Origin of the sequence: Rivularia sp. UHCC 0363 (genome assembly GCF_034931125.1) — a bacterium.
Taxonomy (GTDB): Bacteria; Cyanobacteriota; Cyanobacteriia; order Cyanobacteriales; family Nostocaceae; genus Rivularia.
On record NZ_JAYGHM010000033.1, the window covers coordinates 1 to 20,789 of the forward strand.

The following is a 20,789-nucleotide window of genomic DNA, read 5'->3' on the forward strand; positions in this document are numbered from 1 at the left end:
CATGATGGATATGTCATAATTGATCAACAACAAGAAACTTATAATAATTTGTCCAGTTTCTTCGGAGGTACGCTGGTTAACATCACACTTTCATGTGATGAGTCTTATTATTCGTTAACCTTTGAGCCAGATGACGAGCCATTATTTTAAGGGAAGATTTAGACGATGAAATACGAAATCCTCACCCTAATAGGCAAAAACTGCATTATACCTGAAGACGGTCAAAAGGTGTATGAATTGGCTCATGCAGAATTGTTAGCAGAGCAACCTATAGAATTAGACTTTGCTGAAGTCAAGATTTTTGCTTCCCCATTCTTTAATTTTGCGATTGGACAACTTTTAAAAGATATTCAACCAGAAAGCCTTAATCGTCTTCTAAAAATTACCAACTTGAATCCAGTTGGTAAGCAAATACTCAGACGAGTTATCGAGAATTCAAAGCTATATTATTCGGACGAAAATAACCGCAAAGCAGTAGACGAAGCGTTGAGCGAACAAGCTGAGAGTGCTTAATGATAAGCTATACAGTCAGAGCGAAAGTAGTTGATATTCGTTCTGATACACCTAAAAAAGAAGATAATTTTCTAGTAGATACTAATGTCTGGTACTGGCTTACTTATACTAAAGCCAGCACTCCTGCTTTATTACCTAAAATAACCCATTATTCTTCATATGTTTCCAAAGCATTGAATGCTGAATCATTTCTTTTGTACAATGCTCTTTCTTTGGCAGAGTTAGCGCATAATATTGAGAAAACGGAACGAAGAATATTCTCTTCAACAATAAATCCGAAAGAATATCGTCACAATCATTCAGCAGAAAGAACTACGGTTTTTAACGAATTAGAAGCAGCTTGGAGTCAGGTTACATCAATTGCGGTATGTACTGACATTTTAGTTAATGAAGCTACAGCAAAACTGGCTCTTAAAAGATTTGAAACTCAATTACTTGATGGCTACGACTTGCTCATATTAGAAGGAATGGACAAAGCAGGAGTGAAGCAAATAATTACTGATGATGGTGATTATGTGAACGTTTCAGGGATTACAGTCTTTACAGCTAACAATAGTGCGATCGCAGCTGCAACAAGTCAAGGAAAGCTATTAGTAAGGTAAAACTTAATCGTTCATTTTAATCAAAACTCAACATCATCAATCAGTACTTCCAAAGCCGACTCTCGATTATCCGCCGACAAATTATCAAATACTTGATTTAAAACTTCTGGGGACGCATTTTTTACAAACCAATCATCATTGGGATTTTCTGTAATTTCTAAAAAATATTTGAAACGTTCTTCTATAGCTTGCTTATCAGGTTTGTCTATTTGTCCAATTCTAGTTAACCAATCTCCTTTTACATTTTTAAAACAACTTGCATCAACAGTAAAAATGTGGTGAACTAAAGCAAAAGATTGTTTATCAAGTCCATTACTCTTTGTGGGATTAATTGGATAAACTGTTGGTAAGCCTTTATTCTTTTCTAAAATACTGAAAATTAAAGGAATTGCAGTAAAAGTATCTATATAGTTGACACCATTTTTAAATTTATCAGATGTCCAAATAATATAAGGCTGTTCTTTACGAAACACCATACTATAATTAATTATTTGCCTGCAAGAAGCTGTTTTACAGGAAATTTTATCTGCTTCTTCCAAATTATAAATGTGAATATGACCGAGTTTACAACGAAGAAATACGCGGTAGGGATTTATAAAATATATCCAACCTTGTCTAGGTTTGTTTCCAGCCACTTGATAATCCTAATCTAGTTCCTTTATTAATTTTTCTCTTTCTAGCTGTAGATTAAGCTTAACCTTTTCTTCTGGTTTATATTTCTCTTTAACTTCAACCATTGGAGCAGTACTATACACATAATCTAGCAACTGGTTAGTTTTATCTTGCCCAGAACCAGCCCATTCTCTTCTAATATTATCAAGCATTAATCTTAAGCTAACAGGTAATTGTAAATCATCGATATTTTCTACTTTGACACCAAGTTTAATAAACGTTGTACTACTTTCGTTTTCGATACTTATTTCTTTCCCATTCATCTTATCTAAAGTAGCATCTATATCCTCACGCCAAGGACTATATCTGTAATAGTACCAATTTAATTCTGTAAGTTGTTTGTCAGTCCATTTCACAGAATAAAGGTCAGCTAAATACAAAAACTTAATTAATTGCGTTTTAGTAATATACCCTTTTGTCCCGTAGACAAAGTATTTTATGAGTTTATCCAACATTGCTTTTTAATCTTCATCTTCTACGTTACGCTCTGCTCGGAGGTTATCAGCAATTTCAGCAAAATCTGCATCATCCTGAAACACACCTGCAAATTTTTTCCAGGGATTTTCTGTTTCAGCTTGAGGTAATTTAATTTCTACCGGAATAATTTCTGTTTTCTCAAAACGAGTTGATAAAAGTTTTTTCAATTCTTCTATAGCTTGCTCTTGAGTAGGTGCTTCAACCCGAATATTCGGAAATTCCACAACAGAAGCTATTATATTGCCTTGATTGCTATGTTCTAATAGGAAATGTAAATTCAAGTTTTCTAACTGAGGTTGGTTTGTGGTGGAGAAATTGAGAACCATAGCTTTCACTTGATCGGCTGTACTTTATAATATACTGCAATGCGACTCTTTACTTCTCCTCATCGGCTTTTCAATGGAGCATTTGCGAGACAAGCGATCGCTAATTCCATTTTAGATTTTAGATTTTAGATTTTGCGTTATTCCCTTAAATCTAGAGACGCGATATATCGCGTCTCTACACAGTATTCCGAACATAACTGGGGTTGGGTTATGGTTTTATTTTGCGCTTACGCATTATCATTAAAACCCGTCTGAATTGTTCAAATTCTTCTGCACTAAGTTCCGTTTTTTGCCATGATGGACGTTGTGTTAAACGTTGAAACCAGTTATTCAAATTGGGATAACTACTAAAATTAATTCCCAAATAGGGTAAAAATGAAATATCTGTCCCAGCAATAATATCTGCCAAGCTTAAATTATCGCCACCAAAGTAAGAATTATTTTTTAAGTTATCGGCGAAAAATTCTAATATTTTTTCTACCTGTTGTTTGGCTTCAAGAAATGAAGGTGAATTTTGATTTTCTAAAATAAGAGGTAGCACTTTCGGAACCAATTCATTTGTCGAAACCATTTGCACCATTCTTACCGTCGCTAAAGCTTGAGTTTCTTTTGGTAATAGTGGGGGATGCGGATATTTTGTTTCTAAATATTCTAAAATAGCGATGGATTCTACCATCCGAAAACCATCATCAACTATCACTGGAACGTGATGAAAAGGATTTATTTCTAAATAATCTGGCTGAAATTGGTCGCCATTTAAATTCATTAGAACAGGTTCAAATGGTATATCCTTTTCTAACAAACCTCGCCATACACGACGAGCCATAGGGGAACGAGGATTATAATAAAATTGAAGCATAATATTTATTCTTCTCTAAAGCTTTGTAGTTGCGCTTTAACGCCAATTTTTATACAAATTCAACACGAATTTACCCGCAGCGGTTTCTTGAATTTTCTTCATTTTAGATAACATTTCTGCCGGTAATTCTTCCGAATCTGAATTAATCGGATGTTGTGGTGGTTGTAAAATTGGTGCAGCTAGGGAAGCAAAGGTAATATCGGCAGCAGAAATTTTATCTCCGACTAAATAATTGCGTCCATCTGCTAATAAACCGTTTACTTTTGCAAAAATACTCTCGATTTGCGCGTAAGCTTGTGCTGCCGACTCCTCATTAATATGATATTTATTTTTAACACCTGAACGCATTATCGGATAAAATACTGGAAATAATAGCTTCTCGAAAAAAGGTACGTCGTGAGTCCATTTTGATTTAATAATTTGGGAATTATCTACTATATAGAAGTAAGCCCAATCTCTGACAGCAACCGCTAGTTTTTTATCAAATAATTCTTCCAATTTCTCTACTTCTTGAAGCTGTTGAGAATCTACAGGATATAGTTTTGCGTCATCGGGTGCAATTGAATCAAGGTATTTCAAAATATCAGTTGAATCAGTCAAAACCTGGTCTTCAGTTACAAGTACGGGAACAGATTCACCACCAACTTTAGTTGTCGCAAATCGATAAAAAGGTGGCATATGTGGTTCTTCAACATATGGTAATTTCAATATATCAAGCGTCCATCTGACTTTCTCGCAATAATGACTGACTGGAATAGTAATTAAGCGGAATGGTTTTTGTTTTTGCATTTTTAGTACCCTATGTAATAGTTTTAAATTGAGAATATTTTTTAGTGGCTTTAATGATATTTACATTACATTTGTAATTCACCATTTATATGATTACTTTTTTTATTTGTCTTGCTTATCAGCAATAAAGTTCACCGTTTGTTGAATGACTTGTTCGTTGTTCAGAATTCGTCGATGTCCAAGTCTAGAAGTCAGAATTAATTGACTATCTTGCCATGATTCGTTAATTGCAACACTCTCTTGATAAGATATTTCTCGGTCATTGCGATCGTGAAATAACAAAGTTGGAATTTTGAGATTATTAATTTTATCTAATGAAAATCTTTGCCAGGTATCTTTGCCCAATTTATCTTCTATCAAAACACGTAATTCTTGTTCTAATTCTGGAGTAAGTTTTGCCGATTTTGAAAAGATTGTAAATGTAATTGATAAGTGACAAACAGCCCCTAAAAACACTATTTTACGAGCCGTGATCCCTTCATTCAAAGCAACTGCTGTACTTGTGCTTCCAAAAGAGTGAGCAATAATGCTATCTATTGAACCTTCTTTTTTAACAACAGTTTTAATCGCTTCAACAAACTCCAACCCATTAGTTTGTCTACCTGCTGTTTTACCATGTGCGGGTGCATCAAAAGCAAGAACCCGGTATCCTAATTCTACCAACGGCTCGACGAAAGAACCTAGTTGTGTCGCACGTCCTCCCCATCCATGAACCAGTAAAATAGTTGCACCTTTACCCCAAGAATACGCTGTCAGGTCTACTGGTTTTGCAGGAATTGTAAAAATATCTGCTTGTTCTTCTAGCTTTTGCTCTTGTTCTGTTGGTGACTTCTTAGGTGGAGTAAAAAATTTATCAAAGGCTTGATCAGCGCTAAGACTATCGTTAGTTGAAGCTGTGTTTTCTTGCTGTATCATATTTTGCTTTAGTTATTATCAAGGTTGAAAAATAATCAGACCGAATGGTTTGTTTTTTATCAAAAAAATATACGGCTTTTGTCGTACCCGATCTTTAAGGTTGCAATTCTACTTTAATATAATTATCCAAATGCTCGATCGCTCTTTCAAGGTGAATTGAATCATCATACAATTTGCTCATCATTACCGCACCTTCGAGTAAAGAAATCATCACGCTTGCAACTTCATCGGGGTTTACATGGGGACGAATTTCACCCCTAGCAATTCCTTTTTGAATAACCTTACAAACCATATCTCGCCAAGAATCCATCACCATTTGAGCGCGTTGTCGTAATATCGGATGAGCATCATCGCTTTCCACAGCAGTATTTAATAACGGACATCCTCCCTCAATTGCCGGATTATCGATGTTAGCCCGAAATACGCCAATAATTCCTTGCAAACGTTCAACTGCATGACGTTTATTTTTCAACGCACCTCGATAACGCTGCTTAATTAAGTCAACTGCATAATCAAAAGCTTGCAGTGCTAATTCATCCTTGCTTTGAAAATGGTTATAAATTCCCCCCTTCTTTAATCCCGTCACCCGCATGATGTCCGAAATAGACGCACCAGCATAGCCCTGTGTATTAAACAGCGCGGCAGCTTTGTGTAATATTTTTTCCTTTGTTTCTTCGCCTTTAGACATCATATATCAGACCGATTGGTCGTTTTTACATTATCAGATTAAGAGTCACGAGTCAATTAAATAGTGAGGGGGGAGAGGGGGTAGAAGCAATTTCAAATTACTCCTAACTCCTAATTCCTAACTCTTTCCCCTTGTCCCCTTGTCTCCCCCTTCGGGTTCACCACTTCTCTCAACGGTCGTGTTCCTCCGCACGAGAGTGGGTTCACCATCTCCCCATCCCCCCATCTCTTCTACCAGTTTCCAGTATTTTCCATAGAAGCCCAAGGTTCCTGCTGTGGTAGTGATTGTCCCTTTTGTAGGAGTTCTATTGAAATACCGTCTGGCGATCGCACAAAAGCCATGTGTCCGTCGCGGGGGGGACGGTTGATGGTAACACCACCCGATTTAAGGCGATCGCAAGTTTCGTAAATGTTGTCAACTCGATAAGCGAGGTGTCCAAAATTGCGCCCACCGTCGTAGTCTTCGGAGTCCCAGTTGTAAGTAAGTTCCACTAGGGGAGATGTTGATGATTTTACTTTATCTACATCTTGGGGTGCAGCGAGAAAGACCAAGGTAAAACGTCCTTTTTCGCTTTCTTTTCTGCTAACTTCAACTAATCCCAGCTTGTTGCAATAAAAGTCTAGCGATGTATCTAAATCGCTGACGCGAATCATTGTGTGCAGGTATTCCATGTCAATTATCAATTAGTTTTCAATTATTAATTATTACTCATCACAGGTTAGATAGGCATATAACTTAATTTTGTTAAGAAATCACAATCATTATTTCTGAACTAAAATTAGAAAATACAGCTTTTAGTAAAGACTTCAGTTTGTAAAATGTTTTCAGGATAAATTTTAGGATAAACATATGGGATTCTATTCGCAAAAAATATTTCCTTATCTTCTTGATTGGTCGCTATCCGATTCTACTTTTAGTAAATATCGTCAAGAAGTTTTAGCAGAAGTGGAAGGAGATGTATTAGAAATTGGCTTTGGTACGGGTTTAAATCTTTCCTATTATCCAGATGATATTCATAAAATTATCACCGTTGATAATAATCCGGGAGTTCATCAACTTGCTCAAAAGCGAATCGAAAAATCTTCTATAACTGTAGACCATCGGATTTTAAGCGGCGAAAATCTCCCAATGGCAGATAATACGTTTGATAGCGTTGTCAGTACTTGGACTTTATGCAGTATTGAAAAAGTTGAACAAGCCGTTAAGGAAATCCATCGAGTGTTGAAACCATCTGGAAAATTCTTTTTTATCGAACATGGTTTAAGTAATGAACCATCAATTCAAATCTGGCAAAATAGATTAACTCCAGTACAGAAAATAATTGCTGATGGTTGTCATTTAAATCGTAACATTCGCTCTATTGTAGAACAACAATTTGGTCGGGTAGATTTAGAAGAATTTTATGTAGATAAAACCCCTAAATTTTTGGGTTATATGTATAAAGGTGTAGCGATTAAATAGGTTAACTAATAACCCTATCGCAGTGAGCAAAATATTTTTTAACTCGTTTCTATAATGTAGTCCCAGACTTAAAGTCTGTGGGCTTTTTACCTACATTCTAGATGTTATCACCAGATATTTTTAGTTTCTCAAAAATATCAATAATATTTTTCATTACTTAAATGAGACGATGTTTATAAATTTTTTCAGCGTATACTACTCAATCTAAAACCGCTACAGCGTTCTTTAAAAAACAATCCAGAATCCCTTAATTTAATCTCAATTCTACAAATAAAGGCAAATGGTCTGAGCCAATATTAGAACCAATAAAACGACGTACAGTAGTTAATGATTTGCTATGCAAGCAGTTATCTATGGGAATTCTAAATATCGGCGGATAAGTGGAATGCCAAGTAGTTTGTATACCGAATCCGCGTTGAGAGTTTATCAAACCACTCTTATTTAATAATTGGCGAAATGGTCCATACCAAGGAGTACTATTAAAATCACCAATTACGATTAAATCTTGTTTGCTTTTTTGCAAAATTTGACTCCAGTTAGCAAGAGCATCGAATTCTATCTCTTGATATGTTACTGTTTCAGCATTGCGGGGACTAATTACATGGAAGCAAAGTAGAGTTATTTCTCTCCCTTTATAGGAAATTGTGGCTTTCAATAGCGCCCGATTGTTATAAATTGGTAAAGTAATAAACTCTACCGTTCTTAATTCAATTGACTTTGTTTTTTCTTGAGGTATAAACCAAGCGATTCCATGACTGTTGTATTCCGGTAGGGTGGCAATTAGACGGTAATTTGTCAATCCTCTATTTAGTTGGGTTAAGGATTGGGGAGTGACTTCTAATAGAAATAAAATATCTGTTTCTTGTTTGTTTAGATACTCTATTGCTTTCGTTACATCTGGTTGTTTACTATCAAGAGTTGCATGAATTACACGAATAGTTTGTGGAGCAGTATTTACAGCTTGAGTTGAAGTTTGGTTTGGATGTATAAATAAAGGTAAAATTAAGATTAAATTTATTAATAAAGTAATCGTACATAAAAAATTCCAAATATTAATTCGCTTTTTTGAAGTTAATAAACTAACAAACAGCGCAATAACTAAAATTAGCGAATATTGAACTCTGGGATGTTCCATTAAAGCAAACACCCACCATTTTCTGCCAGCAAGACTTAATATTGTGGCGATCGCCGCAAATCCTGCTAAGATATTTGTCCAGAATTTAATTAACCACAAAGTTTTTCAGGTCAAAGGTAAAATAACTCATAACTCCTAACTCCTAACTGCTAACTGATTCACAAAAGGTGTTATGGCTTCTACAAATTCTGCTGTTGATTCGTAAGGTAATACGTTTCTACCGGGAATTGCGATCGCGCTTCCTTGAGGTAGATACAAATTATAATCAGCTAAACGTTTTTCCGTAGTATCTTTTTTACCCGATTGACTGATACTCGATGCTGCTTCGCCAAAAACTGCTAGTGTTGGCTGCATTATAGATTCTATGTCTTTTTGATAATCTTTTCGCCAAAATCCAGCTAAAAACGAAAAAACCGCATAGCGACTTGCCAGATTTTTCGCACCTTCACGTAAGGTATCCAACCATTCATCATCAACGTCTACTTTTGAATCAAATAGCTGCTTGACCGAAAAATCGGCTAAAAATTTCTTGCGTCTTGCGTAACGATAAAAAAGATTTCCTGAAGGTGAATCAAATAACAGATTCCACAGCAATTTTTGTTGCCATTTTGGTGCTGCTTTGGTCATTACGCTCCAAGCAGGAGGTCCGGATAAGATAATTCCAGCGATTAAATCTGGTTGTTTTTTGACTAATTCTATAGCTACGGGAAATAATGCACCCTGCACTACTAAAATTACGGGTTTTTGAACTACGGTTTCGATAAAGTATTGTAATTGCTCTGCCCAATCAATAGGATAATAAGCATAGTGAGGCATATCGCTTTCACCACAACCTAATAAATCGGGATTATATATTAAATTGCCATGACTTTTATACCATTCATCACAAAATCTTTGCCAAAAGTGTCGCGATAAACCAACACCAATGGGATGAATTAATAATAAGGGTATACTATCAGATGTTGAATTTTTAGGAGTATAAACTTCGTAGGCACAACGGAAGTTTTTCCAGGTGTAGAATTGATTTGTATTTACTGTTTTATCTTGAGCAATCATTTAGTGTAAATCAAAAAATCATCTGTGGATAAATCAATTTGTATCCCGCTTGTTTAATCTTCTCGTTGGATACCTTGGAATTGTAAGCGCGGGTTTTTGGTTGAGAAGAATCCCATGTAACTTTTGGTTTATCGTACTTTTGAGATAAATTATCGATTAATTCTCTACTGGGAAGATGTGCATCATCAACTAAATTATAAATGCCTTGCAGTTGTTTTTTACGGGCAAACTCAATCGCAGCCACAATATCATCTAGGTGAATCCAATTTGTGACATCTTCGCCATTCCCAGGACGAGTTTCACCAAAGGCTCTACTAAATATTTTAACTAATTCTCTACCCTCACCGTAAATTCCGCCCAATCGCAGGATACAAACGCGCAGGTTTTCGCTATTCGCTGAAAGCAAAATTTGCTCGGTTCGACCCAAAATTTTCCCATTGGGATTATTTGGTGCAGTTGGTGTTTCTTCATCTACCCAAGCACCATTTGTATCACCGTAAACCGAATAACTCGCTGTGTATATTAACTGTTTTACCGAGGGAATCTGTGGTAGAACCGAAACTATACTTTCAGCAGTTTTTACATAAGTCTCTTCATAAGTATCGCGACTTTTTGGACCAACACTCAAAAGGACAATATCTTGATTTTGCAATACTAATTTTAAAGCTTGTGTATCCGAACCTTGGAGAATTTCTACTTTTCCTGCGACTTCTTGTAATTTTGGTAAACGGGTCGGAGTTGTTGTAGTTGCAGTTACAACTAAGTCATCATTTTGCTTCCAGTATTTAGCTACTGCATAACCTACATATCCACAACCAATAATTGCAATATTCATAAAATTAAAGCACCCCTAACTATCAATTATTATTGCATTAATTCTCTTTCAATAGCTCCAATCAATTCTGGTGAATTTGGCTTAACGCTGCTTTTAAACCGAGCGACTACTTCACCGTGCTTGTTAATTAAAAACTTTTCAAAGTTCCAAGCTATTGGTCCTTTCGGTTCAATTGAAGTTGTTAACCGAGCATAAAGTTGATGCTGCTCTTCACCTTTAGCATGGAGTTTATCAAATAATTCAAAAGTTGTACCGTAATTCCTGGTACAGAAATCTAAAATTTCCTCATTGCTTCCAGGTTCTTGTTCTCCGAAGTCATTGGATGGGAAAGCCAAAATTCTTAAACCTGCTTCTTTGTAATTCTGATACAGCTTTTCTAATCCCGCGTATTGTGAAGTATAACCGCATTGCGAAGCCACATTCACAATTAAGAGTACTTTACCAACATACTCGCCTAATTTCCGATCTTTCCCATCCATAGTTTTCACTATTACGTCAGATACTGTATTGTTCATTTTGATTTTTATGTAATATAGACTTAGCCCAAGTTTCTCACATTGGAGGCACTTAATCGCAGAATCAAGCTCTTGGTGATTTTGTTTACAGATCTTACAAATCTGTGGTTTACGTGTTTATCTTAATATGTTTGTAATTAATATATCTGTCTTTTCTAATCCAAATATTCACAAAAAAATATCTCTTTAACCCTTAAAATAAAAGTTACGAGAGAAATTTTTACATCCAATAATTGAAAATGAAGGTATGCTTCAAATCTTTATTTTTGAGTCCAACAGCAAAATTTCAACAATTTAAAATTAATAACATTCAGCTAAAAACCACAAATATCAGTAGACGATATGTTGATTTAATTACTACTTAAAGCAATATAATTACTTAATTAATTTAAGAAAGTGAGTTTGGGAAACAAGTCAATTTAGACAGAGAACAAACTTTGAACAAACTCTAACTTTTATTCATGAATCGAACCATCGGGCATAATTGCTCCAGATAAGTTAGCTCCGATGAGTTTAACAAGTAGGCGATCGCCAGAACGAATTCTCGCTCCTCTCAAATCAGCACCTCGTAAATCAGCACCGCTTAAGTCAGCACCGATTAAGTCAGCACCTTGAAGATTAGCTTCTTTCATATCGGCTAAAAGTAAGTTTGCTCTGAATAAATTAGCATTGCTCAGATCGGCACCTCGCAAGATTATTTTATGCATAAAAGCATCGCTGAGGTTTGCGCCGTTTAATTTAGCATAACTGAGATTCCTGCCAGACAAATCCCTTCCCTTGAGATTAGCGCGACGAAAATCTTGTCCGCTTAAATCGGAATTTTGTGCAGGAGGTTGATTTCTGTGAGGTGTAGGACTTTCCCTTGCTTTTTCTTGATAAGGTGCATAGGAATTAGAGCGATCGCGAGGTTCAGCAGGCGCGTAGGTTGTAGAGTTAGATTTGTACTTCGCCTTAATAGAGCGCAACTTTTCCCGAGCTTCATTAAGTTCCTGTAGCTTTCTACGTGCCTTTTCTTGCAGCCGTTCCTTTTCTTGAGGAATTCGATCCGGGTGCCAAATAAAAGCCAAGTCACGATAAGCCTGGTTAACTTCTTCAAGCGACGCTCCAGGCTCCAACTCTAAAATTCTATAGTACCGCTCCAGTTCTTTCATAAGGTGAATTGAATGGCAAATATACTGCCATTATGAGTTATTCAATCGTGTATCTGCTTAATTCTTTGTCAAATTTTGCGATCGCGCTGCCATCTTAGCTACAAGTAAGGATTTAAGATATCGGGATAAAGGGGGGATGGGGAGACAAGGGGAAGAAAAATTGAAATTGTTCCTTGTACTCTTTTTCCTATACCCAATCCCCAATCCCCAATTTTCCAAACAAGTTATTACGTTCTTTAAAGTTATATAGCCTTTTGAATACAATGGTTCAGACACTGGGGTAAACTAAGCTTTGATTATTATTCTTTCAATAGACTTGAACACTCGGAAAGGAGCCTTTTAAAATGTCTCATACCGTTAAAATTTACGATACCTGCATTGGCTGCACTCAGTGCGTTCGGGCTTGCCCTACTGACGTACTAGAAATGGTGCCTTGGGATGGCTGTAAAGCTCAGCAAGTAGCCGCTTCTCCCCGTATTGAAGACTGTGTTGGCTGCAAACGCTGTGAAACCGCTTGTCCTACTGACTTTTTAAGCATCCGGGTTTATCTAGGTGCTGAAACTACTCGCAGTATGGGTTTAGCCTACTAATTAACATTGGGAATTGGGAATTGGGAATTGGGAATTGGTTAAAAGTTAGGAGTTAGAAGTGAAGAGTTAGGAATTTTCTCCCTATCTCCCTATCTCCCTATCTCCCCATCTCCCCATCTCCCCATCTCCCCATCTCCCCATCTCCCCATCTCCCCATCTCCCCATCTCCCCATCTCCCCTATTACTGATTACCGATTACCAATTACCCATTACCAATGTGTAAAGCAAAGTCTTAATTTACTCCTTTTATCCTTGGCTAAACCTTGAAGGATATGTTAACTACTATAACCAGTTAAGTCATCCTGAAAAGGGAGTGGTGTAAATTATGTGCGGAATCGTTGGCTATATCGGCACGCAGACGGCGACGGAAATTTTACTCGCAGGGTTGGAAAAGCTGGAGTATCGGGGCTATGATTCCGCTGGAATCGCCACAATATCGGAAGGTGAAATTAGTTGCGTTAGGGCTAAGGGTAAATTACATAATTTGCGTTCTAAGTTAGAAAACGTAGAAAATTCAGCGCGTGTTGGTATTGGACACACCCGATGGGCTACGCACGGTAAGCCTGAAGAATACAACGCTCATCCCCATATGGATACAGCGATGCGAGTGGCAGTGGTGCAAAATGGTATTGTTGAAAATTACCGCGAGTTGCGTGAAGAGTTAAAAGCTCAAGGTCATGAGTTTCGTTCGGATACCGATACTGAGGTTATTCCTCATTTAATTGCTCAGTTTCTTAAGGAAGAAGTCGCGCTACAAGAAACTTATCCGGATTTAATATTTTTTGAAGCAGTACGCAAAGCAGTAAACCAATTGAGCGGTGCGTTTGCGGTTGCAGTAATTTGTGCTGATTTCCCCGATGAAATTATCTTGATGCGTCAGCAAGCACCTTTGGTAATTGGGTTCGGACAAGGTGAGTTTTTCTGTGCTTCGGATACTCCAGCAATTATTTCACATACCCGTGCAGTGCTAAACCTTGATAATGGAGAAATGGCACGTTTAACACCTCTGGGTGTCGAGGTTTATAACTTCGCTGGGGAAAGGTTGAAGAAACAACCTAGATTACTTAACATGAATCCCGTGATGTTAGATAAGCAGGGATTCAAGCACTTTATGCTCAAGGAAATCTACGAGCAACCTGGTGTAGTAAGAACTTGTTTGGATGCTTATTTTAGCCATCAAGACACTCTTGATTATACAAATTCCCCAGTAAATCTTGGTTTACCAGACGAACTTTATGCCGATTTAGAACAAATACAGATAGTTGCTTGCGGTACTAGTTGGCACGCTGCATTAGTAGGGAAATACTTGTTAGAACAGTTTGCGGGGATTCCTACTCAGGTACATTATGCTTCCGAATTTCGCTATTCACCTACGCCTTTAACCCCTAATACGTTAATAATTGGCGTAACTCAATCTGGTGAGACTGCGGATACTTTAGCAGCTTTATCTATGGAAAAACAACGTCGCGAAGGAAAAGAGCTTAAGTATCAAGCGAGACTTTTAGGTATAACTAATCGCCCGGAAAGTAGTTTGGGATTACTGGTACCGCATATAATTAATACCTTTGCCGGAATTGAAATTGGGGTAGCAGCGACAAAAACTTTTGTTGCTCAATTAATGGCGTTTTATGCGTTAACCTTAGATTTAGCTTATCGGTGTAAAACTGTTTCCAGCGAAAGAATCAACGAGATTATTGCCGGATTGCGGATGATTCCTAAAGAAATTGAAGAAAATCTGCAAAAACAAGAAGAATTAACCGAGCAGCTAGCCCACGAGTTTACCGAAACCAGAGACTTTATCTTTTTAGGAAGAGGAATTAATTTTCCCATCGCTTTAGAAGGAGCTTTAAAATTAAAAGAAATCAGCTACATTCATGCCGAAGGATATCCCGCTGGGGAAATGAAACACGGACCGATCGCCCTTTTAGATGAGAAAGTTCCAGTAGTTGCGATCGCCATGCCAGGTAGCGTACATGAAAAGGTTATTTCTAACGCTCAAGAAGCCAAAGCCCGCGATTCAAGGCTAATTGGAATTGCACCTGGTGACGATGAATCAGCAGCAGAGATATTCAACGATTTGATTCCCGTTTCTACAGTAGATGAATTATTTTCGCCGATTTTGACCGTGATTCCTTTACAGCTATTGGCTTATCACATTGCAGCCCGTCGCGGTTTGGATGTCGATCAACCGAGGAATTTGGCTAAATCTGTAACTGTTGAGTAAGTGTAATTACTTACAAAAGTCAGTTTGTCGAAAAACAATAAAGTTGTACAATTTCTCCTATCGGTGAAGCTCACTACACCTGTAGGAGATTTTATTTATGGCTTTAAGTATCGGTTTGTAATGGTAGGTTTGTTTTAAGCGGTTGAAAAAGAGCAAGATATGGTTCATACCGATATATTTTATTTCTTTGCCAACCTGTTATTTCTTTAAGAAATCCAAGCTCAACAAACTGCTCTACCGTTTTGCTAGCTGTAACATAAGCACACTGAAGATACTCTTCGACTAACCTAACAGTCACCATAGGTTGTTGAAAGAGAAAGTCTAATAAACGCAAGCCATAATTACTACTAGAACTTTTCTGACCGATAATTTCGCGATGAGCCTCGCGTAGGTTGAGAATTGAGCGAGTTGTTGCAGTTGCTGACTGACTAACCTCAAAAATACCTCGCAGAAAAAATTTTAACCATCCTTCCCAATCTCCATGTGTACGGATAGCCATAAGTCGATCGTAATATTCCATTCGATGGGCTTTTAGGTAATAGCTTAAGTATAAAAGAGGACGCTGTAAAATACCTCGCTCGCAGAGTAAGAAGGTAATTAGTAAGCGTCCTATACGACCATTACCATCTAGAAACGGGTGGATAGTCTCAAATTGTGCATGAGCTAGTCCACAAACAATGAGTACGGGAAAAGATTTTGTATCATGCAAAAATTTCTCTAGGTTATCTAAAGATTGATGCATCTCCGTAATTGGTGGTGGAATAAATGAAGCCGTCGCTATACTACAACCAGCTGCACCAATCCAGTTCTGAGTTGTACGAAACTCCCCAGGAGTTCTATCCCCACCCCTTACTCCGTCAACTAAATAGGCGTGGATTTCCCGAATCAAACGCATACAAAGCGGAAATTCTTTGAGACGTTCTAATCCATAATTCATCGCTTGAATATAATTAACTACCTCTTTTACATCTTTGGGAATTTCCTGACCTTTAACATCGATTTCAAACTGTAGTACATCTTCTAAGGTACTTTGAGTCCCTTCTATTTGCGAACTTAGTACCGCTTCTTGACGGACATACATTGCTACAAATAAGTCAGGATTGGGAAGAATGTAAGTAGAACCATCAAGTCTGCCCACAGCGCGATCGGCATCTGATAGCAGACGGATAAGTTCTGGATCGTTCATTTGGATTGGCGGATCTGGAGGTAAGGGAGCCGGGATAAATGAACTATAGCCTTCGACTTGTTTTACATATCGACCACTTCGCATAATAAAACCGGATTAAGATGAATCTTATTTTAGTACCGTGAAACAAGACAGCAAATTTTCAGTCTTATTTTATTTATAACCTACTTTGTAAAATAAGATTTAGATTTGCTTACCGTTTTTACAATCGCTCCTTATTGATAAAAATGGCAATTCCTCGGTGATTGCGCCTTACACGATGTATTTTTTAAGCTGAACAGAAGTAAACCAAGTCTTGATTATCAAAATCAGATTTACCGAAAAATACAGTAAATATGTAATTTTAATCACTATAGAAAAATCACTTGAAGTAATAAATTATGAGCAAAAAAGATCACCATGTTCGAGTTTTAACGCATCGCGCTTTTGCTGTATTTTTGTGCGATCGCCATAAGTTCGTCGGTACAAGCACAAAATAATCCCAAACCTGTTAAATTCATCAAATCTCAGGAGCGAGGTAATTTTGAGTTCCCAGGTAAGGGAAAACCTTTTATTCCAAATGATGTAGAACAATCAATCAAACCAAATGAAAGTATAAGTCGAGGAATACCTGATGGTTATGACGATCGCATTCTCATGACTAGCAATAAATACCCTTGGTCAACAATTGGTAGGGTTGAGGGAACAACTGCTAATGCTAAAAGCTATCACTGCACGGGAACTTTAATTCACGATAATCTCGTTCTTACAAATTCTCACTGCGTTATTGACCCAGAAACGGATGTATTAAGTAAGGAAATTAAATTTTTGCCGAATTTTATCAACGGTAGAGTCAGTAATCCTAGAGATATTGCTTCAGTTGAAAAAGTTGTTTACGGTACTGATTTCAAAAATGGAAATCAAGACAATGCTAAAGACTGGGCTATTTTGGTATTAGATAAACCTTTGGGTCGTAAATATGGTTATTTAGGATGGAAATCTATACCACCTAATATTCTTGTTCGCAATAAAAATGCTTTCTTTTTTGTCGGATATTCCGGTGATTTCCCCAAATTCAATCCAGGAATGATCGCAGGATTTGAAAAAGGTTGCAGCATCACCGGGGAAGAAGCTGGTCTTTTGTTACATGATTGCGATACTGCTGGTGGTTCTTCCGGTGATCCCATCATCGCTACTATTGATTCACAATACTATATTGTCGGCGTAAATAATATGGAATTTAAAAATCGTCGTACCGGACAAGATATTATTAATGCTGCGGTGAAAATTTCCACAATTGAGGCTGCATTAGCTGATAAATAGCTTATTTTCAAGTATGGGTTGCGTTGCTTATAATATTTCCATCTTGACAAATGTTCTATAGCATCGTAACTCATTTAATTTTGTATTTGTTTTCTCACCCAACGTCTAAAAGCTCTAATTACAGAATTTCGACCTGCTGTTTTGCTCTGCTCAAGATATTGAGGTAAAATTTCAGCTAAAGGTAAATTGGGAAAGTTTTTGCTTTGTTCGGATACTATATAAGACCCATTTTGTAATAAATTTATTTGTAATTTACCTTTTTCAAATCGCCAAAGTTCGGGAACTTTTAAAGCCGCGTAAATACTTGGATGAGTTCGGGAAGTAACATCAATTTCTAAGGCTAGATCGGGTGGTGGGTCTTGTGTTAAATCAAGTCGCTTTTTGCCGCGAATTTTACTTTCATTTTCAATATAGAAACATTGGTCTGGTTCAATTCCTTGGAGCATTATTTGATTTTTAAAAGTGGTAGAACCAAGGCTTCTAAATTCAATTTCTAATTCTTCTAAAAGTGCCTTTATTAAGTCACCAATAATTTCTTTATCGTCTTCATGTTCTGGTAATGGAGCCATAATTTCTAGCACTCCTTGGTCATAAGCAATACGTGCAGCCCGATGTTCTCCGAGTTCATCAACAATTGTTTCAAATTCTTGCCAGGTGACATCACGTAATAGTACCCTTTGCCCTGGTGGAACATGAATACGTCTAATGTTTAAGAGCATATTACCACTCCCAGTCTTTTTGCGATTACTATTAGCTTAATTCGGTTGATGTCTTATTGCTATAATTCTTGCAAATTGTAATTTACGCTCGTTGCTACACAAATATAACCCCCGATTGCAGTTTTACTGAACGCGAAAGGGTTCATTACTCCCCTGAATGCTAGTTAATAATTGATTGATTATACGCAGGGTTTGTTATTATAATTAATATAAATTATACTAAGTTGTTTTTTGATGTGGCTTAGTTAGTGACAAAGCTAATGTTGAAAAATTTTTTAATTCAGGGTGTAAAAACAAGTTTGCAACAAAAATTGCTGCTTTAGGATTGCCAAGTTTAATTTTACTGTTTGCGATCGCAATTACTAATGATGATGTTGCGATTACTGCTGCTTTAACTTTCTTAAATGGTTCTACGGAAATTTTGGGAGGGATTGCGTTTTTAATTGTTATTGGATTGCTTACCGATAATTACCTTAAATGCAAACCAAAACAGATAATTATAAACAAGTATAAATGCCACCAGGAATATAAGTCTCATCTCTCAGAAAATATTATAAGAAAAATAATCGCAATCCTAGAGAAAGTACTGGGAACAACCAGCGCACGTGCAACCGTAGTCGAGACTAATGCAACAGATATCAGCTTAGATGCGATCGCCATATTAGAAAATGTACCGGGAATCACTCGCGCACATCACCGAGATTTTAATAGTTCCCAACCGATTATGCGACTCAGAAATGGTGCAACTCTAAGAACTTGGAAAAATCTCTTTGGTGTTGACCATGTTTTTATTGCCGATCAAAACGACAAAATGATTTACGCTGGTTTCGTGGGTTGGATTCACAGTGAAGGATTGAATACAGCGCTGGTTCAAATTCGACGCGACTATACATAGAAAATTGTCATCATCAAATTATTTAGTGTACAAAATATGACTTCTACTTATTAAATCTTTACAATTTGAATATGAGGATAAGATAATCTGTAAATAAACTTTACAATTATTAGCAATGATTAGGCTAATCTCGGATTTTGATGGACCCATTTGCGATGTTTCCGAACGTTATTACCAGGTGTACCTGTTTTGTTTAAAGAAAAACCACTATCAAAATCAACAATTGCGGATACTTTCCAAAGATGAATTTTGGCGGTTAAAACGCTCGCGTGTGCCAGAAACAGAAATAGCCATTATGTCCGGTTTAGAATCAGCGCAAGCAGAAGATTTTGCTCAATTACGAAAGCAAACTGTACATACGCAGCCTTATTTCGAGTATGATACCTTAGCACCTGGCGCTGTAGAAGCTTTGCTAAAAGTTCAACAAGCTGGAATTGATTTAGCGGTAATGACTATGCGTAGAGTTAGGGAATTAGAATACGCATTACAAAAATTTGATTTATACCAGTTTTTTCCTGAAAACCGTTGTTACTGCCTTAGTAATGATTACGTAAAAACCCGCGATATAGATGATAAACCGTTACTTATGGCGCTGGCTTTGAAAGAACTACCCCCCGTAGAAGATATTTGGATGGTTGGAGATACTGAAGCGGATATAGCTGCTGCTAAAAAGCATGGTGTAAAGTCAATAGCTGTGGAATGTGGTATTCGCGATCGCGCTCAACTCGAAGCCCATCATCCAGATATCTTTGTTAAAAATTTAACAGAAGCTGTGAATTTTGTACTCAAAGGTTCAGCGTAATTAGTTGGTGTAAAAATCAACAAAAAAAGAATGGGTCTAAGGGAATTTATGGTTATTGATCGGCGATCGCCGCTTATTTCCTATTCCCTATCTTCCCAAATTAAACTTACTTCAGAAAACTGCAAATTAGCCACAACAGTGCAAACGTCAACACCGTGGCAAACTGATTCGTTGTAAAATTAGCCGATCCTAATGGTTCTGTAAGAGAAGTAGCTATAAGTCCTCCAATAATTAAACCAACTATCAAACCTACTAAAGTAAATAAAACCGCTCTACCAAATTTATTTTCTTTGCGGTTCAGAAAATAAATGCTTACTCCAACTCCAAGTATCAACATCAACTGTAAAACCTGGTCGCCTCCAGTTCTATAAAATAAACTGTTGGCACTCAAGCCAAGATACCAAACACCAGGCACAACGATGTCAAGGGTGCTGGGTTTATCTACCATGCGTTGCAGCCATGCGGGTGACTGCTTCTTGGAAACTGGACTTAAATCAGGAGTTACCTGTACTTTTGATTCAGGGAAGCGAATACGTTCGGGTACTTTGATTTTTCCTTCCTGACGCATCCGCAAGCGGTTCATCAGTACGGCATCATAAGCAGCTTCAATGATTTCAAGACGCGATGTATCGCCGCTATACTGTTCTACTAGGCGATTGCGTGTATCTTGAATTTCTTCAAAGCTAGCGTCTTCCGATACCCCAAGTTTTTCGTAGGGATTTTGGTCGCTCATGGGAGTTAATTACTGATAGCGAGGTCGGCAGCAGTTTATTGCTTAATAAAAACTATTTTATGATTTTTTTTGGTAGAAACCAATATTATTATAGTCAATTTTAATCATCTTACTTAGATTAAAGTATGATATGAACGCAATTAACACAAGTAGTTTTCACTAAAAGTAACTTTAACATATCGCAATAACTCCGTGTATCCCCTCATGCCGTTGGCAGTCAGGGGCTTTACTCTAGAATTTGAGATAAAAACACAAAAAGTGAACAACTTTTATGAAAAAATTAAACTTTGTGTTTTATGTAAAGCTGCCGTATTTCTCCGGAGGGAGGTTTTAAGCCATAATCC

The 20,789-nt window shown here is 37.1% G+C and carries 24 protein-coding genes; 8 read left to right on the top strand and 16 right to left on the bottom strand.

The window, feature by feature from the left end:
• The first annotated feature begins 165 nt into the window (after positions 1-165).
• Positions 166-513 carry an STAS-like domain-containing protein gene (locus VB797_RS18925; protein ID WP_323239276.1) on the top strand — a complete coding sequence of 116 codons (348 nt, stop codon included), beginning with the start codon at positions 166-168 and terminating at the stop codon, positions 511-513.
• A complete protein-coding gene (locus tag VB797_RS18930) occupies positions 513-1,115 on the top strand; it encodes a hypothetical protein (protein WP_323239277.1) in 603 nt (200 codons plus the stop codon). The genes VB797_RS18925 and VB797_RS18930 overlap by 1 nt, the downstream gene beginning before the upstream one ends.
• Positions 1,116-1,135: 20 nt before the next feature.
• Here VB797_RS18930 and VB797_RS18935 read toward each other — a convergent pair whose 3' ends face one another.
• From VB797_RS18935 to gloA, 8 genes are all read right to left on the bottom strand, one after another.
• On the bottom strand, positions 1,136-1,750 hold the full coding sequence (locus VB797_RS18935; protein WP_323239278.1) for a type II toxin-antitoxin system PemK/MazF family toxin: 615 nt from the start codon (positions 1,748-1,750) through the stop codon (positions 1,136-1,138).
• A gap of 9 nt (positions 1,751-1,759) precedes the next feature.
• A complete protein-coding gene (locus VB797_RS18940; RefSeq protein ID WP_323239279.1) occupies positions 1,760-2,242 on the bottom strand; it encodes a type II toxin-antitoxin system antitoxin SocA domain-containing protein in 483 nt (160 codons plus the stop codon).
• A 6-nt stretch (positions 2,243-2,248) separates the two neighbouring features.
• Positions 2,249-2,590, bottom strand: coding sequence for a hypothetical protein (locus VB797_RS18945; RefSeq protein WP_323239280.1), 342 nt, complete (start codon positions 2,588-2,590; stop codon positions 2,249-2,251).
• Between the two features lie 208 nt (positions 2,591-2,798).
• Complete coding sequence (locus VB797_RS18950) at positions 2,799-3,449, bottom strand: glutathione S-transferase family protein (RefSeq protein ID WP_323239281.1); 651 nt, start codon at positions 3,447-3,449, stop codon at positions 2,799-2,801.
• Positions 3,450-3,485: 36 nt separating this feature from the next.
• Positions 3,486-4,238 (bottom strand): glutathione S-transferase family protein, encoded by a 753-nt coding sequence (locus tag VB797_RS18955; protein ID WP_323239282.1) that lies wholly within the window; start codon positions 4,236-4,238, stop codon positions 3,486-3,488.
• Positions 4,239-4,340: 102 nt separating this feature from the next.
• On the bottom strand, positions 4,341-5,153 hold the full coding sequence (locus VB797_RS18960) for an alpha/beta hydrolase (protein ID WP_323239283.1): 813 nt from the start codon (positions 5,151-5,153) through the stop codon (positions 4,341-4,343).
• A 94-nt stretch (positions 5,154-5,247) separates the two neighbouring features.
• The gene (locus tag VB797_RS18965) at positions 5,248-5,841 is read right to left on the bottom strand and encodes a TetR/AcrR family transcriptional regulator (protein ID WP_323239357.1); all 594 of its coding nucleotides are present in this window, start codon (positions 5,839-5,841) and stop codon (positions 5,248-5,250) included.
• A 230-nt stretch (positions 5,842-6,071) separates the two neighbouring features.
• Positions 6,072-6,512, bottom strand: a complete 441-nt coding sequence (gloA, locus tag VB797_RS18970; protein WP_323239284.1) for a lactoylglutathione lyase — start codon at positions 6,510-6,512, stop codon at positions 6,072-6,074.
• 178 nt (positions 6,513-6,690) lie between these two features.
• Between gloA and VB797_RS18975 the strand changes: the two genes are divergently transcribed.
• The gene (locus VB797_RS18975) at positions 6,691-7,302 is read left to right on the top strand and encodes a class I SAM-dependent methyltransferase (protein ID WP_323239285.1); all 612 of its coding nucleotides are present in this window, start codon (positions 6,691-6,693) and stop codon (positions 7,300-7,302) included.
• A 247-nt stretch (positions 7,303-7,549) separates the two neighbouring features.
• Here the strand turns inward: VB797_RS18975 and VB797_RS18980 are convergent, their stop codons facing one another.
• The 5 genes from VB797_RS18980 to VB797_RS19000 all read right to left on the bottom strand — a co-directional run bounded on the left by VB797_RS18980 (position 7,550) and on the right by VB797_RS19000 (position 11,994).
• The gene (locus tag VB797_RS18980) at positions 7,550-8,536 is read right to left on the bottom strand and encodes an endonuclease/exonuclease/phosphatase family protein (RefSeq protein WP_323239286.1); all 987 of its coding nucleotides are present in this window, start codon (positions 8,534-8,536) and stop codon (positions 7,550-7,552) included.
• Between the two features lie 36 nt (positions 8,537-8,572).
• Positions 8,573-9,493, bottom strand: coding sequence for an alpha/beta fold hydrolase (locus VB797_RS18985; RefSeq protein ID WP_323239287.1), 921 nt, complete (start codon positions 9,491-9,493; stop codon positions 8,573-8,575).
• Between the two features lie 10 nt (positions 9,494-9,503).
• Positions 9,504-10,328, bottom strand: a complete 825-nt coding sequence (locus VB797_RS18990) for an SDR family oxidoreductase (RefSeq protein ID WP_323239288.1) — start codon at positions 10,326-10,328, stop codon at positions 9,504-9,506.
• Positions 10,329-10,357: 29 nt separating this feature from the next.
• Positions 10,358-10,843: a glutathione peroxidase gene (locus VB797_RS18995; protein WP_323239289.1), complete on the bottom strand. Its 486-nt coding sequence runs from the start codon at positions 10,841-10,843 to the stop codon at positions 10,358-10,360.
• Positions 10,844-11,298: 455 nt separating this feature from the next.
• Positions 11,299-11,994 (bottom strand): pentapeptide repeat-containing protein, encoded by a 696-nt coding sequence (locus VB797_RS19000; protein WP_323239290.1) that lies wholly within the window; start codon positions 11,992-11,994, stop codon positions 11,299-11,301.
• A 344-nt stretch (positions 11,995-12,338) separates the two neighbouring features.
• Here VB797_RS19000 and psaC point away from each other — a divergent pair, with 344 nt between their 5' ends.
• Both psaC and glmS read left to right on the top strand, forming a co-directional pair.
• Positions 12,339-12,584: a photosystem I iron-sulfur center protein PsaC gene (gene psaC / locus VB797_RS19005; protein WP_323239292.1), complete on the top strand. Its 246-nt coding sequence runs from the start codon at positions 12,339-12,341 to the stop codon at positions 12,582-12,584.
• A gap of 325 nt (positions 12,585-12,909) precedes the next feature.
• Positions 12,910-14,808 (top strand): glutamine--fructose-6-phosphate transaminase (isomerizing), encoded by a 1,899-nt coding sequence (gene glmS / locus VB797_RS19010; RefSeq protein ID WP_323239293.1) that lies wholly within the window; start codon positions 12,910-12,912, stop codon positions 14,806-14,808.
• A 103-nt stretch (positions 14,809-14,911) separates the two neighbouring features.
• Here the strand turns inward: glmS and VB797_RS19015 are convergent, their stop codons facing one another.
• Complete coding sequence (locus tag VB797_RS19015) at positions 14,912-16,078, bottom strand: Fic family protein (RefSeq protein WP_323239294.1); 1,167 nt, start codon at positions 16,076-16,078, stop codon at positions 14,912-14,914.
• A 342-nt stretch (positions 16,079-16,420) separates the two neighbouring features.
• Between VB797_RS19015 and VB797_RS19020 the strand changes: the two genes are divergently transcribed.
• Positions 16,421-17,296, top strand: coding sequence for a trypsin-like serine peptidase (locus tag VB797_RS19020; RefSeq protein ID WP_323239295.1), 876 nt, complete (start codon positions 16,421-16,423; stop codon positions 17,294-17,296).
• 74 nt (positions 17,297-17,370) lie between these two features.
• On the opposite strand, the gene VB797_RS19025 is transcribed toward VB797_RS19020, so the two are convergent.
• The gene (locus VB797_RS19025; protein ID WP_323239296.1) at positions 17,371-18,015 is read right to left on the bottom strand and encodes a Uma2 family endonuclease; all 645 of its coding nucleotides are present in this window, start codon (positions 18,013-18,015) and stop codon (positions 17,371-17,373) included.
• A 325-nt stretch (positions 18,016-18,340) separates the two neighbouring features.
• Here VB797_RS19025 and VB797_RS19030 point away from each other — a divergent pair, with 325 nt between their 5' ends.
• Together VB797_RS19030 and VB797_RS19035 are read left to right on the top strand one after the other, a co-directional pair.
• Positions 18,341-18,910, top strand: coding sequence for a hypothetical protein (locus VB797_RS19030; RefSeq protein ID WP_323239297.1), 570 nt, complete (start codon positions 18,341-18,343; stop codon positions 18,908-18,910).
• 115 nt (positions 18,911-19,025) lie between these two features.
• Positions 19,026-19,712 carry an HAD family hydrolase gene (locus tag VB797_RS19035; RefSeq protein WP_323239298.1) on the top strand — a complete coding sequence of 229 codons (687 nt, stop codon included), beginning with the start codon at positions 19,026-19,028 and terminating at the stop codon, positions 19,710-19,712.
• 106 nt (positions 19,713-19,818) lie between these two features.
• Here the strand turns inward: VB797_RS19035 and VB797_RS19040 are convergent, their stop codons facing one another.
• Positions 19,819-20,445, bottom strand: coding sequence for a CPP1-like family protein (locus VB797_RS19040; RefSeq protein ID WP_323239299.1), 627 nt, complete (start codon positions 20,443-20,445; stop codon positions 19,819-19,821).
• Between the last annotated feature and the right edge of the window lie 344 nt (positions 20,446-20,789).